This window comes from Nocardia aurantia, from assembly GCF_009604425.1.
Taxonomy (GTDB): Bacteria; Actinomycetota; Actinomycetes; order Mycobacteriales; family Mycobacteriaceae; genus Nocardia; species Nocardia aurantia.
Genome location: NZ_WEGI01000007.1, coordinates 1 through 12,936 on the forward strand (window position 1 = coordinate 1; position 12,936 = coordinate 12,936).

13 protein-coding genes and 1 pseudogene are annotated in these 12,936 nt (G+C 68.7%); 5 read left to right on the forward strand and 9 right to left on the reverse strand.

The features are described 5' to 3' along the window. Nucleotides 1–275: 275 nt before the first annotated feature. Nucleotides 276–494 (forward strand): hypothetical protein, encoded by a 219-nt coding sequence (locus NRB56_RS38365; protein ID WP_194290883.1) that lies wholly within the window; start codon nt 276–278, stop codon nt 492–494. Further along, nucleotides 494–904: a hypothetical protein gene (locus tag NRB56_RS16475; protein ID WP_153343171.1), complete on the forward strand. Its 411-nt coding sequence runs from the start codon at nt 494–496 to the stop codon at nt 902–904. The genes NRB56_RS38365 and NRB56_RS16475 overlap by 1 nt, the downstream gene beginning before the upstream one ends. 196 nt (nt 905–1,100) lie before the next feature. Here NRB56_RS16475 and NRB56_RS40150 read toward each other — a convergent pair whose 3' ends face one another. Both NRB56_RS40150 and NRB56_RS16490 read right to left on the reverse strand, forming a co-directional pair. Next, entirely contained in the window at nt 1,101–1,250 is a 150-nt protein-coding gene (locus tag NRB56_RS40150; RefSeq protein WP_194290884.1) for a nuclear transport factor 2 family protein, read from the reverse strand. Between the two features lie 313 nt (nt 1,251–1,563). Beyond that, nucleotides 1,564–2,229: an HAD family hydrolase gene (locus tag NRB56_RS16490; protein ID WP_319943087.1), complete on the reverse strand. Its 666-nt coding sequence runs from the start codon at nt 2,227–2,229 to the stop codon at nt 1,564–1,566. 170 nt (nt 2,230–2,399) lie between these two features. Between NRB56_RS16490 and NRB56_RS16495 the strand changes: the two genes are divergently transcribed. Both NRB56_RS16495 and NRB56_RS16500 read left to right on the forward strand, forming a co-directional pair. Continuing rightward, complete coding sequence (locus NRB56_RS16495) at nt 2,400–4,652, forward strand: MMPL family transporter (protein ID WP_153343173.1); 2,253 nt, start codon at nt 2,400–2,402, stop codon at nt 4,650–4,652. A 387-nt stretch (nt 4,653–5,039) separates the two neighbouring features. Beyond that, nucleotides 5,040–5,270: pseudogene (locus tag NRB56_RS16500) on the forward strand (alpha/beta hydrolase fold domain-containing protein); the annotation flags it as partial. A 52-nt stretch (nt 5,271–5,322) separates the two neighbouring features. On the opposite strand, the gene NRB56_RS38375 reads toward NRB56_RS16500, so the two are convergent. The 7 genes from NRB56_RS38375 to NRB56_RS16535 all read right to left on the reverse strand — a co-directional run bounded on the left by NRB56_RS38375 (nt 5,323) and on the right by NRB56_RS16535 (nt 12,209). Beyond that, nucleotides 5,323–5,736 carry a hypothetical protein gene (locus NRB56_RS38375; RefSeq protein ID WP_194290885.1) on the reverse strand — a complete coding sequence of 138 codons (414 nt, stop codon included), beginning with the start codon at nt 5,734–5,736 and terminating at the stop codon, nt 5,323–5,325. Nucleotides 5,737–5,829: 93 nt separating this feature from the next. Further along, nucleotides 5,830–6,462, reverse strand: a complete 633-nt coding sequence (locus NRB56_RS16510) for a VOC family protein (protein ID WP_153343177.1) — start codon at nt 6,460–6,462, stop codon at nt 5,830–5,832. 215 nt (nt 6,463–6,677) lie between these two features. Continuing rightward, entirely contained in the window at nt 6,678–6,845 is a 168-nt protein-coding gene (locus NRB56_RS16515; RefSeq protein ID WP_153343179.1) for a hypothetical protein, read from the reverse strand. Nucleotides 6,846–7,323: 478 nt separating this feature from the next. Continuing rightward, complete coding sequence (locus NRB56_RS16520; protein ID WP_153343181.1) at nt 7,324–8,433, reverse strand: NAD-dependent epimerase/dehydratase family protein; 1,110 nt, start codon at nt 8,431–8,433, stop codon at nt 7,324–7,326. A gap of 104 nt (nt 8,434–8,537) precedes the next feature. Then, nucleotides 8,538–10,229, reverse strand: a complete 1,692-nt coding sequence (locus NRB56_RS16525; RefSeq protein ID WP_153343183.1) for a nitric oxide reductase activation protein NorD — start codon at nt 10,227–10,229, stop codon at nt 8,538–8,540. Then, nucleotides 10,226–11,041 (reverse strand): CbbQ/NirQ/NorQ/GpvN family protein, encoded by an 816-nt coding sequence (locus tag NRB56_RS16530; RefSeq protein WP_153343185.1) that lies wholly within the window; start codon nt 11,039–11,041, stop codon nt 10,226–10,228. Before NRB56_RS16530 ends, NRB56_RS16525 begins: the two co-directional genes overlap by 4 nt. A gap of 1 nt (nt 11,042) precedes the next feature. After that, nucleotides 11,043–12,209 carry a spirocyclase AveC family protein gene (locus tag NRB56_RS16535; protein WP_406603488.1) on the reverse strand — a complete coding sequence of 389 codons (1,167 nt, stop codon included), beginning with the start codon at nt 12,207–12,209 and terminating at the stop codon, nt 11,043–11,045. A gap of 117 nt (nt 12,210–12,326) precedes the next feature. Between NRB56_RS16535 and NRB56_RS16540 the strand changes: the two genes are divergently transcribed. Continuing rightward, nucleotides 12,327–12,929, forward strand: a complete 603-nt coding sequence (locus NRB56_RS16540; RefSeq protein ID WP_153343187.1) for a TetR/AcrR family transcriptional regulator — start codon at nt 12,327–12,329, stop codon at nt 12,927–12,929. The last annotated feature ends 7 nt before the right edge of the window (nt 12,930–12,936 follow it).

Sequence of the window (12,936 nt, forward strand, 5' to 3'; positions counted from 1 at the left end):
ACGGTTGCGGGCCACCCGGACGACATCGTCCCGGAACTCGCGGGGGTAAGGCTTGGCCACAGCGACATCCTTCCAGCCCGCCCGAAGGCAAGCCAACTCGGTTGTCACCTATACCTGCAGCAGTCCCGATCGTCCGGCTGCGTGCGCATACCGATCGAATCGCAGCCGATTTCGGTGCCACATTCGAGCGAACGCTGTGGCCCCGCATCCAGGCCGGCAGCGCTGAGACCGATCAACTCGACCGGACTCGCGCCCTGTTGCAGGAGCTGACCAGCTTGGCCGAGGGAGTAGTCGTCAGCGTATTGCGTGAATCGGTCCGACACCTCGCCGAGCAATTCGTCGAACGACACGAACTACTGCCCGTTGACGGCGAACGGCCCGGTTGGCTGGACCACCCGATCCCGGTACTCAACGAGCGCCTGCTCGAATCCTGTGACGAGAACAGCGACGACGTGGACCGATTTCTCGCCGTCGATCATACCCAGGAGCAGTGATGAACCCGCACCCCAGCCCCCGAATGACAAGAGCTGAGCAAGGACTCGGCGAACGAGCGCCGCTGGATGAGGCGGGTGCATACAGCGGCATCGCAACAGCGGCCGGGACCTGGTTGCGGTACTGCTGGCACCTGATTGCGGGCGCCCTGGCCGGGCTCGCCATGCTCGTCCTCTGTGTGCTTGCGCTGGTGGGAGTGCTGTACTTCTGGGCCATCCCTGTGGGAGCAATCCTCGCGCTGGCAATCTGGGCAGCGACCGCGACCATCAGCACCATACGCATGCGCCGCCGAGGGCGGAACGCCACAACAATTCGATTCCTGGTCGGGTTCGGAGTTATCCCCTGCTACATCGGCATAGTGGCAATCATCAGCGCATGCCTCGACGGGTGGGGCAATCCCATCATCGGCTGATCCCGCGCACGCCGCACTGGGGTCAGAAGAGGGTGTCTCGTACTCGCAGCGGCCGGTAGCCGGTCGGGCCGAGCGCGGCGAGTTCGCCCTCGATGTGGATCAGGCTCTGATGGCCGGCGCCGTGCACCATCGCGCGGATCTCCGCGCGGCCGCGCAAGGTGAGCTGCGGGACCGCGGCGAAAAGGCCGTCCTCCGTTCACAATTCGGCGGCGGCGTCGCCCGAGCCACTATCCACGGCGGGACCGTAGCGGGCGACCAGGGCGCCGATCTCGCGGTGGTCCTCCAGTTCTCGCACGCGGTCGGTCAGCGCGGCGACCGCCGCGCGCAGTTCTTCGATCTCGGACACGGTTGCTCCTCAGCGGAATTCAGGGGACGACGACGATGCGCGCGGGGCCGGCGGCGTCGCGGGCGGCGTCCGGCGCCGCGGGTACCTCGTCGAGTCCGACCGTGCGGCCGAGCATCGGGGTGACGTCCAGCCGGCCGGAACAGACGGCCTCGAACGCGTCGTCCCAGTGCGCCGGCAGGGGACCGCCGCCGAACTGGATGTTGAGGCCCTTGCGTTTCGCCGTCAGGGTGTTGAGATATTCACCGCCGGGCGGGCCGCCGACGGAGTAGACGCGGGTCCCGCGCTGACAGCCGGTGATGATCGAATCCAGTACTCAGGCGAGCGGGGTTTCGTCCAGGGAGCGGGCGAGGTCGCCGGGGGTGTCGTAGAGGGCGATGGCGCCGGCGTGGCGGAGTTCGTCGTCGCCGAAGCCGCCGGAGCGGACGGCGATCGCGGGCATGCCCGCGCGTTTCGCCGCTTCGATGTCCCAGACCGAGTCGCCGACCACCACGCTCGGGGTGTCGGCGGGGACGCCGAGTTTCTTCAGGGCGGTCTCGAGCAGGTCGGGTGCGGGTTTGGAATTCTCGACGTCGGCGCTGGAGGTCCAGGCGTCGACGAGGTCGCGGGCGTCGAGTTTGTCGAGGAAGGCGTCGACGTGGCGTTGCTGTGCGGAGCTGGCCAGGACCAGGCGGTGACCGCGCTTCTTGACGGCGGTGAGCAGGTCTCGGGCGCCGGGTAGCGGCGACATCTCCGCCAGGAGGGCGTCCACCTCCTCGCCCTGGCGCTCGCGGGCGCGGTCGCCGGCCCGGCGTTCCAGGTCCGCGCCGCCGATCTCGGTGACCAGTTGATCGCCACCCATGCCGATGAGGCGGTGCAGGCGCCATACCGGGTGGATCTCGTCGACCGAGCGCAGGGCGCGGTACCAGGCGAGGGCGTGCTGGTAGTTGGAGTCGATGAGCGTCCCGTCGATATCGAGGACCGCTACGGGGGATTCGGGCACCTGGGCCGGCTACCCGGCTCTGCCGTCGTCAATCGGGCGGGGCGATAACCAGTTCGTGCGCGGAATGTCACATCACGGAGCCGGGAAGGCGGCGCGTAGTCCGGCGCGGCGTGGGGCAGTGCACAGTGGAAGCCGCGGATTCGGGCTCGTACTTCTCAGGAGGGCACGTGATGTCGCGTTATCTGTACGCTATCGGCGCGTTCGCCTTCCGGCGCCGGTGGTTGGTGTCGGGCATCTGGTTGCTGATTCTGGCGGGGGTTGCCGTTGCCGGGCTCACCGCCGGGGGGCGGCCCACCGACGATTTCACGATTCCGGGAACGGAATCCCAGCGCGCGGTCGAGCACCTGCGGCAGACGATGCCGGAATACGGCGGGGCGCAGACCCAGATCGTGTTCGCGGCCGGTGCCGGTGCCGGTGCGAAGATCTCCGATCCCGCGCTCGCCGCCGGGATCGACGCGGCGATGGCAGGGTTGCATTCGGTGCCGGATGTGGTCGCGGCGCTGGGTCCGCAACAGACCCGGCAGGTGTCTCCCGACGGGCAGGTCGGCCTGGGCACGGTGCAGTGGTCCGATCCGTCCGGTGAGGTGGGCGAATCGGCGCTGGACGCGTTGCGCGCGGCGATGCGACCGGCCGAGGACGCCGGTGCGCGGGTGGAGTATTCCGGCAGTGCGTACCCGGGGTATCAGGTGAAGGTGCCGGAGGTTCCGGAGATCATCGGCGTCGTCGCGGCATTCGTGATCCTGCTGATCACGTTCGGGGCCGTGGTGGCGGCGGGGCTGCCGATCGTCACCGCGTGCATCGGGGTCGGGATCGGCGCGCTCGGGATCTACGCGGCGGCCGCCGTGGTGCACATGCCGTCGGCGGCGTTGTCGCTGGCCCTCATGCTCGGGTTGTCGTGCGGGATCGACTACGCGCTGTTCATTCTGAACCGATACCGCACGAACGTGCTGCGGCATGTGCCGCTGGCCGAATCGGCCGCGCTCGCGGTGGGGACCTCCGGTGGCGCGGTGGTGTTCGCGGCGGTCACGGTGATCATCGCGCTGTGCGGGCTGGCGGTGGTCGGGATCCCGTTCCTGACCTACATGGGTCTGGCGGCGGCGGGGGCGGTGCTGGTCGCGCTGCTCATCGCGGTGACGCTGCTGCCCGCGCTGCTGGGTTTCGCGGGCGGCACGGTCGCGAAGTTCATCCGCACGCCGCTGCTGCCCGGGCGGGCGCGTCGGGTCGCCCGGACCGCCGCGTTCGCCCCGGAACGGACCCTCGGCGCGCGCTGGGCGCGTGTCGTGGTCCGCTTCCGGCTCCCGCTGCTGATCGCCGGGGCCGCCGCGCTGATCGTGGCGGGGCTGCCCACGCTCGGCATCCATCTCGGGCTGCCCAGCGGCGCGTCCCAGCCGGAATCCAACACCTCGCGCCGCGCCTACGACCTGACCGCCGCCCATCTGGGTCCCGGCTTCAACGGGCCGCTGCTGGTGGTGGCCGAACTGCCCGCGAACGCCGATCCCGCGACGGCGGTGCCGGCGATCGCGGCGAGGTTGCAGCGCGAGGCGGGTGTCCTGGTGGCCGCGCCGGGCCCGGTCCGGGACGGCACCGCGTTGCTCCAGGTGGTTCCCACGACGGGCCCGAACGATCCGGCCACCGCGGATCTGGTGCGGCGGATCCGCGACGATCGGGACGCCGTCACGGCCGGGACCGGTGCGACCGTTCAGGTGACCGGCACCACGGCGTCCAATATCGACACCTCCGACAAACTCGGCTCGGCGCTGCCCGTGTTCCTGGTGGTCGTCGTCGGGCTCGCGTTCATCCTGCTCACGATCGCCTTCCGCGCGGCGCTGGTACCGCTGACCTCGATCGTCGGCTTCCTGCTGTCGGTGTTCGCCGCCATCGGCATCCAGGTGGCGGTGTTCCAATGGGGTTGGGGCGCCGGGCTGCTCGGGATCACGCCGGGGGAGACGATCAGCTTCCTGCCGATCATCGTGCTGGGCATCGTGTTCGGATTGTCCAGCGACTACGAGGTTTTCGTCGTCTCCCGGATCAAGGAGGAGTACGGGCGCTCCGGTGACGCCCAGGCCGCCGTCCGCAGCGGTGTCGGGCTGTCGGCACGGGTGGTGACCGCCGCGGCGCTGATCATGTTCGGCGTGTTCATCGCCTTCCTCGCCGCGGGCGATCCGATCATCAAGTCGATCGGGCTGTCGCTGGCCGTCGGGGTGTTCCTCGACGCCTTCGTCGTCCGGCTCACCCTGATCCCGGCGGTCATGAGCCTGCTCGGTGATCGAATGTGGGCCCACTCCAAGTGGTTCGACAAGGTCGTGCCGGATTTCGACATCGAGGGCAACGCCCTGCAGTCCGAGCACCGGCCCGCCGGCGAGGACGGGCCGCGGTCGGCCGAACGGGCGGACGCCACGGTCAGCCGAGGATCACCTCGCTGAAGTCCGGGGTGCGCAGCCGGTGCCACATCTCGTTGCCGGGGAACGGGCAGTTCACCGCGGAGCGGCCGTGTTCGTTGGTGTAGTAGCGACCGTACGGTGTTGCCCGCGTACCAGTTCCGCGATACAGGTGAGCAGGAAGCGGGTCGCCATCTCCTGATGGTTGACCACGCCGAGCCCGCCGTACGGATTCATGTCGGGGCCGTAGACGAGGAAGAAGTTCGGGGGGACCGTCGTGCCGAGGTAGGCGCGCGGGCCGTCCTTCGCCCCCCATGAGCTATGCCTTCGACCCCGAACTCGCCCCTGGGCCGACCGGCTTCCCCGGCCCGACCTCGGCGACGTACCGCAGGCGCGAGCGCCGGCCCGGCAGTTGCCGGCACAACGCCCGCTCGCGCGGCGGATCTGACCGGCCTGCCGCCCGCCTTCGTCGCGATCTGCGAATTCGATCCGCTGCGCGACGAGGGACTGCGGTACGCGCAGCGGCTGCCGGCCGCGGGTGTGAGCGTCGAACTGCATCTCTACCCGGGCACGTTCCACGGCTGCACGCTGGCCCGCGACGCCGCGGTCACCCGCCGGATGGCCGCCGACGCCGACACCGCCCTGCGCCGGGCCCTGCACTGAGCGATCCGATTCCGGCCGGGCGCGACCGCCGGCCGTCGGGGTTCGGCCCGGATCAGGCCGGATGCGGTCCCGTGCCGCCTCGCCCCCACCGATGCCGCTTGCCGTGATGGGGTACGTCCGCGACGTCGGCGCGGGGGCTGACCAGCGGTTGGTCCGCGCTGGTCACGACGTAGTCGCCGCCCGCGGTGTACGGGACGCGGCGGGACCGGTCCAGTTCCATCCGGGCCATCCGCTCGCGGCGGGCGGCCCCGCGGGCGCCGGCGAGGAGCAGGCTCAGGCCGGCGAGTGCGACCGCGCCGACGATGATGCCGTACAGAAAAAGCAGTCCGGTCGATCCGGTGACGTGATAACCGAAGATACTGAAATCATCCCGTATCGCGTGCGAGTCACCGAGATTGGTGAGAACCCCGGCTACGCCCACGACCGCGGCGATGATCAGGATGATGAGGCCGATGATAACGCTCATGACTATCCTCGAATCTGTCGATCCCTCCGGTGAAAGCCCGACGATCTTGCTGCCTCTCCAGTAAACGCCGGTCGCCGGATCGGATCAACCGCCTCAGGCGGTGGTGGACTCCCATTCGAACCCGTCCGGGTCGGCGAATACTCCCAGGCTGCCGGCGACGGCGATCCGGTGCGAACCGGTGCCCTCCGGTGCGACACCGGCGTCCTTGGCGGCGGCGCGCCGGCCGTACAAGGCGAGTTTGATCGACTCGGACGGGGTGTCGAATTCGACGTATTTACTGCCGAAACTCTTGGCCACGGCCAGGCCGCGGTCGACGTAGAACTGCTTGGTGTGCTTCACATTGTCGACGCCGAGCAGGAGCACGAAACTGTCGATGTCCCGGTTGGCCGGCGCGGTGTCCTTCTTCGCGGAAGTGGCGATCTTCCACAGGGTTCCGTCCGGGGCCCGCAGGACGCCGCCGTATCCCCAGAAGCTCTTCTTCGCGGGCTTGACGATCGTCGCGCCGGTGGCGACGGCGGTGCCGACGAGGTTGTCGACGGTGCTCGGCTGCGCTACCACGAGGGACAGCACGAAGCCGCGGAAACCGGTGGTCGGCGCCTCGGTGGCCCGGACGCGGAGACGGTCGCCGAGGCCGAAGGCGGCGTCGTAGAAGGCGGTGGCGGCCTCGGGATCGGACACCTCCAGGACGATGGCGTCGATACCGGCGTGAGCGGTGATGTTGTTCATGACAGGAACGCTAATTCCGGCCGCCCGTGCGGCGCTTCTCGATTCCTGATCGGTTCGGATACCGCACGAGACCGCCCGCCGCGGATCTTTCGCGGCGGGCGGTCGGCCGGGTCTATCATGAGCAGGACTCTCGGGATGGCTCAGTGAGGGTCACATCCGGTCGGTGGCTTGCTGACCAGCCGCCGGCCGGGCTCACAATCCCCGGCGCCCGGCGCTCACAGCCCGATCAGGGCGAGCAGCGCCGCCAGCAACGTGCCGAGGAATCCGAGGATCATCTTCTTCACCCCCTCTCCCCATTGTTCCGAATAATCGGCGGGGACACCGATGGCGAATGCGCCCCCACAAATACATAAAACACCTCCCGAGCTCCGGTCGTTACACATTTCTCGATATTAACTGCGAAATTGCTGCACGCTCGGCGAAGCGGGGTATAAACCATACTGGACATTTCATGAAATCGGGCGAATGCCGCCTACCGGTCCGAATCGGCGGCATCGGGACCCGGGACGGGAATCGCTGTGCCGGAATGGTTTCCGCCGCGGAAATACCTGCCCTGGGCACGTTTCTTCCGCGCCTCGTCCGCAATTCTCCGCCTGGGACGGGGTGCGATCCGGCGCGGCGGCGATGTTCTCGGAGCCATTGTTTCGGCGGTCGTTTGCCGGGTGACCGCAGCGCGGCCTGTTATACGACCGCCCGCCGAGTCGTCGTCGCGTGCGCGGGACGCCCGGCCGACGGACTCCGCACGATATGTATTCGGTATGCATACGGACAAGTCCCGCGGACGCACGGGCCCGGCGGTGAGGCCACCCCGGCCGGAAGCTGATCACGCCCTCGGCCGATACCCGGCCCGCGCGGCGGTGTTCAGTGCTGTTCGGGTTGGGTCAGGGAGTTGCCGAGCCGGGGCCGGATGGCGTTCCAGGGATCGGCGTAGGTCCGGTGGTCTCCGTGATAGGGGGACAGCCAGTTCAGCCAGACCCGGGCGAGGGGTGCTGCGGGGCGCAGGAGGTGGTGGAGGGGGCCGACTTTGGCGCGGATCTCGTCGAGCATGTCCGGCCAGGAGTGGTGCTGGAACGCGAGGACCCGGTGGGAGCGGTCGGTGTCGACCCAGTCGGTGGCGAACCAGGCCTCGTCGTTGTCGGGGTTACCGGGTCTGGCCGGTGGAAAGGCGTCGATCAGCCCGAGCGCGGCGGCGACGGAGTCCCGGACCTGGTGCTGTTGCTGCCGGTGTGAGCTGTCTCCGGCGATGAGGAAGATTTCCCGGACGGCCGGGGTGGTGAGGGCGGCGGCGAACGCGGTGGCGACGTCTCGGACGTCGACGGTCTGGATTCGGCCGTCCGCCGGGAGCGCGGCCTGGAAGTGGAGCATGTCGGTGTTGACGGCGAGGCCGCCGGTGGTGGTCATCACGCCGCCGAGGCGGAGGATGACCCATTCCAGCGGTGCCGCGCGGACCAGCGCTTCGGCTTCGGCTTTGTGCGTTCCGTACACGTCGACGGGCCGGATGGGGGTATCGGGCGTGAGTATGTCGTTGTGCCGGTGAGGGTTTCGGGGGCCGTAGACGGCGATGCTGGACGCCTGCACGAATCGTGGTGCGGCCGCGAGGTTTCCGGCGGCGCGGAGCAGGGACGCGGTGGCGTCGACGTTCACCGCGCGGGACAGACCGGGGTGGCGGTAGCACTGGGGTGGAATGATCCCGGCGAGGTGCACGATCGCGGTGGGGGCGACCGTGGAGATCAGGTCGTCGACCTGGTTCGGGTCGGTCAGGTCGGCCCAATGGGCCGACAGATGGGGGTCGCCGAGTTTTCGGGCGACGCGCCGGTTGGCGGGCACGTCGAGATCCGTCGCGGCCACCCGATATCCCTCATCCAGAAGCCGGCGCACGGTCGCGGCGCCGACGAGGCCGAACGCTCCGGTCACCAGGACGGTATCCGGGCGGGATCCGTTCGAGTCGCTCGACTGCGGCGCGGTGGACATGCGGTTTTCCTTCGTGTTCGGCATCGTCGGCGATGGCGTGGCGTCGCGGCCGGGCAGCCGAGACACAGTGCGCCGCAATCGATGTGGTACGGGGACCGGGTGGGTCAGCGGTGGACCGGCGTGGGTTTCGGGGCGCTGAGTTGTCGCAGGGATGTCAGGAACAGCTCGTCCATGCGCGGGCTGAGGTCCGCGAGGGTCTCGGCCGCGGCGTGCCCGGCGGAGCCGAAAACCCGTTGGAGGGCTTCGGCATCGGTGCCGGTGCCGAGGGACAGGCACAGGCAGGCGACGCCGTCGGTGCGGAGTTCCTCGAGTGCTTTGCAGGCGTCGGCTTCGGCGTAGCGGCCTTCGTAGCCGTCGTCGTAGGGGAATCCGTCGGAGAGGACGAGCAGCAGCCGATTGGGCGTGCCCGCTTGGGTTTTCAGGATTTCACCGGCTCCGCGGACGCCGGCGCCCAGGCGGGTGTAGGCGAAGGGCTGCAACTGGTTGAGGCGGGCTCGCCCGACCGCGCCGAAGCGTTGGTCGAATGTCTTGAGCGCGAGAAGGTGGACCTGGTGACGGCCTTGTGACCGGAAGGCGTAGACGGCGACGCGGTCCCCGAGTTCTTCGAGGGTGACCGCCAGGGTGGCGGCGGCGCGCCGTTGGTGATCATGGACGGTGAGCCCGGCGGGATCGGTGTCGGTGGCGGAGCCGGAAGCGTCGAGCAGGATGAGGACTCCGAGGTTGCGCGCGAGTTTGCGGCGTTCCAGGTAGACGTGTTCCGGTGGTGAGAAGCCGGAGCGCAGATCGACGAACATATTGATCAGCGCCTCCACGTCGAGGTCGTCGCCGTCGACCCGGCCGCGCAGCACTTTCGGGCCGAGGCCGACGCGGGACAGCCGCCGGCGCAGTACGTCGTCGTGCGGGACACCCGCGTCGGTGACATCGGCGGTGGTGGCCGGCGGGAAGTCGATGACCCGGCACCAGTCGGGCCGATATCGGCCGCGGTGCACATCCCATTCCGGGTGCAGTGCGCCGCCGACGCCGACCGCGGGCCTGCCGTCGTCGGTGAAATGGACGCGGGTGGGCAACGGCCGCGCGTGCACCCCGCGCAGTTGTGCCCGCCGGACGGCACGGACGGGAGTTTCGGCGCCGGCCGGGCCGTCGCCGGCCGAGCGTGAACTGCCCATCATCTTGCGGAAGTAGTCCGAGAGAGCCCGGGAGCCGAACAGCGGGTTCTCGAACAGTTTCAGGATCTTGCTCTCACCGGACTTCTCCTGGTCGCCGTCGTCGCCGGCCTCGGGCACGTCGAGCGGATCGAATTCCAGGCGCAGTTCGGCCGGGCCGGCCGGTGTGCCCGGCCCATGGGTCGCGGAGGTCAACCGAGAGGGTTTGACCGTTCCGTACCAATCCGGTGGATCAGGTACGGCGGCACGGCTTCTGGCCCGTTCGAGGGACTCGTCGGCGGTCGTGGTGGCCGGGCCGCCGCTGGGGGCGAGCGTGGCGGCGAGGGGTAGCCGGGCGGCGAGTTCGGTGAGCACCCGGTCGCCTTCCAGCGCGAGGTAGCGGCGTGCCACCGCCGGGCGTGCCCACAGCGCTTTCACCAGTCGATGGTCCAGGCTCCCCGCGCCGAGCAGGGCGGCCTGGACCAGCATTTCCCGCCGCTGCTCGGCGGCGGATCGGCCGGCCGAGACGAAGATGACCTGTCCGTCGGTGTGGGCGGCCGTCCCGGCCGGCGCCTCGCTGATCTGCACCGCCGCGCCGGCGACGAAGGTGGCCAGGAGCCGGAGCCGGGCGGGGCCGTCCGTATCGGTGGTCATGTCCGCGGCAGGACGGCGTCGACGAGCTCGCCGAGGGCGCGGACGACATCGGAATCGTCGGACAGTGCCTGGACGACGGCCGACTGCACGGCAGTACGCAGACCCAGCCCTTCGGCGACGAGTCCGCCGGCGAGGATCAGCAACCGGGTCGACGCCACTTCCCGCAGCGGTGAGCCCTCCAAGTGCCGGATGGCGTTGCCGAGCATGACCAGGGCGCGCGCGGTCTCGGGGTCGACCCCGGCTTCGTGGGCCACCACGTCGGTCTCGATGTCGACCGGCGGGAAGCCGAGTTCGATGGCGACGAATCGCTGGCGGGTGGACTCCTTCAAGCTTTTCAGGACACTCTGGTAGCCGGGGTTGTAGGAGATCACCAGCTGGAATCCGGGTGCCGCCGACAAGGTCGTGCCGAGCCGGTCGACCGGCAGTTCCCGGCGATGATCGGCCAGCGGATGGATGACCACGGTGGTGTCCTGGCGGGCCTCCACCACCTCGTCCAGGTAGAAGATCGCCCCCTGCCGCACGGCCCGGGTCAACGGGCCGTCCACCCAGACCGTCTCCCCGCCCTGCAACAGGAACCGGCCGACGAGATCGGCCGAGGTCATGTCCTCGTGACCGGCGACGGTGATCAGTTCCCGGCCGAGTTCGTGCGCCATGGTCTCCACGAATCGTGTTTTCCCACAGCCGGTCGGGCCTTTCAGCAAGACCGGCAGGCCACGACCGGCCGCCGCGCGGAACACCGCGACCTCGTCACCGACTGCCCGGTAGAACGGTGTCGCCACCCGAGTGGGCACGGCGGATGCAGTGAGGGTCATCTCAGTGTCCTTTGTCGAAGGGAACGATTTTCGGCAACTCGACGCCCTCGGGCAGCACGAACTTGCCGTCCGGCGTGACGTAACCGGAGTCCCTGCCCGGGATCGGCAGGACCGGATCCGGGCACAGCCGATCGGTGCCCTCACCACAGACACCCATGTCGAAGTACGAACGCTTCTGGATATCGGCGGGCCAGGACTCGGTGTGCATGCCGAACCACTGGGCGGGCAGGTTGTAGCAGACGAAGAAGAAGGTGGCGCATGCCGCGAAGATCGCCAGGAACCGGGTGAACTGCTGCCGCACGAACCCGCCCTGGACGCGCTCGAGGCCGCGCTCGACGAAGGTCCGGCCGCGGTCGTCGGTGAAGAAACGCAGCGAGCACAGCCCCGCCTGGACCCCGCCCCACATGAGCCCTTCGTAGACCGGCCACTGGTAATAGTGCCCGGCGTTGATCGACAGCGATTTGATCGCGCCGGGATAGGTGAACAATCCCATCGGCATCAGGAACAGGCCCTCGATGACGAAGTCGAAGATGAACGTCCACACGATCAGGACGCCGATCAGCCCGGCGTTGCTGATGTTCGGCCATTTCGCCTTCGCGCGGCGCATGACCCAGCAGCCGAGGATCGTGCACAACAGCACCCCGTAGGAATAGCCCGGCGCGTTCATCAGGATCGGCTCGGCCATCATGTGCCCGGGCTCCGCGTACGACCGCCAGCCGGGAATGTGCGCCACCCAGGAGCCGCGGTTCCACATCCAGGTGTTGTATGTGCTCCAGGTGTTGAAGTAGTTCAACAGCGGGTCCTGGAAGAACAACAGCCCGCAGGCCACCAGCAGCATGCCGTCGGTGGTGATCCGCCGCTCGCGCCGCCACGGCCGGACGATGAAGTAATAGATCCCCACCGGCAAACCGGCGATGATCACCGTGGTCCACGTGATGAGGATGACCTTCATCAACGTCGGCGGATCGCTGGGGCCCTTGGGAACTCGCACGAAATACGGCCCCGTCACCCACCGGATCCACACGTACAGCTGGAAAGCCAGGATCAGGCCGCCGAGGACCGCCCACACCCGCACGGCACCGATCTTCGACGGGTTCCCGGCGGGCGGAATCCCCGTGATTCGCGGCTCGGTCGCCGACGTTGCCATTTTCTCCGACAGTTCGCTCACGACTGTCTCCTCCCGGACCACCGCTCAGCGGCGCTTTGATACCCAGACGCCGATAGGATACTACCCAGTATCTGAACGACGGAAGGGTTTTCCAGATCCTGTGGCATACTGGCTGGTATGGTCGAGCGCTGGACGAGAGAGCGACGCCTGGAGCACACGCGCACCCTGCTCCTGGACGCCGCCGAAGAAGTGTTCGCCGAGAAGGGCTTCACCTCCGCCAGCCTCGACGACATCGCGCACGCGGCCGGCTACACCAAAGGCGCCATCTACAAGCACTTCCCGACCAAGGAAGACCTCTTCCTCGCCGTGAGTGACCGGTATTGGCGCCGCTACTTCGAGACGTTCACCGAGATCCTCTCCGCGGCCCACGAAGTGGGAGCACGTGAACTCGACGAAGTCGCCCGCCGGTGGCGCGAGCTGGCCGGCGGCCACGGCGGCGCGCAGGCCGCACTCGGCCTCGAATTCACCCTCTACCTACTGCGCAACCCCGACGCGCGCGAACGCGTGGCGGCCAAGCGCACCGAGGTCGTCGAGGAACTGGGAACGTTCATCCTCGAAGGGCTGGACCGGATCGGCGGAACCCTGCTGATCCCCCCGCTGACCTTCGCCCGGATCCTCATCGCCACCACCGATTCCGTGGTACTCGGCACCCAGCTCGACGGCGACGACCTCCACCGGCCCGTCCTCGAAATGTATATGTCGGCCATCAAACTGCCCTGACGGCATC

Coding starts and splice junctions, on each gene's coding strand:
- NRB56_RS16475 (WP_153343171.1), top strand. CDS start 494: ATGAACCCGCACCCCAGCCCCCGAATGACAAGAGCTGAGCAAGGACTC.
- NRB56_RS16495 (WP_153343173.1), top strand. CDS start 2,400: ATGTCGCGTTATCTGTACGCTATCGGCGCGTTCGCCTTCCGGCGCCGG.
- NRB56_RS38375 (WP_194290885.1), bottom strand. CDS start 5,736: ATGAGCGTTATCATCGGCCTCATCATCCTGATCATCGCCGCGGTCGTG.
- NRB56_RS16510 (WP_153343177.1), bottom strand. CDS start 6,462: ATGAACAACATCACCGCTCACGCCGGTATCGACGCCATCGTCCTGGAG.
- NRB56_RS16515 (WP_153343179.1), bottom strand. CDS start 6,845: ATGTGTAACGACCGGAGCTCGGGAGGTGTTTTATGTATTTGTGGGGGC.
- NRB56_RS16520 (WP_153343181.1), bottom strand. CDS start 8,433: ATGTCCACCGCGCCGCAGTCGAGCGACTCGAACGGATCCCGCCCGGAT.
- NRB56_RS16525 (WP_153343183.1), bottom strand. CDS start 10,229: ATGACCACCGATACGGACGGCCCCGCCCGGCTCCGGCTCCTGGCCACC.
- NRB56_RS16530 (WP_153343185.1), bottom strand. CDS start 11,041: ATGACCCTCACTGCATCCGCCGTGCCCACTCGGGTGGCGACACCGTTC.
- NRB56_RS16540 (WP_153343187.1), top strand. CDS start 12,327: ATGGTCGAGCGCTGGACGAGAGAGCGACGCCTGGAGCACACGCGCACC.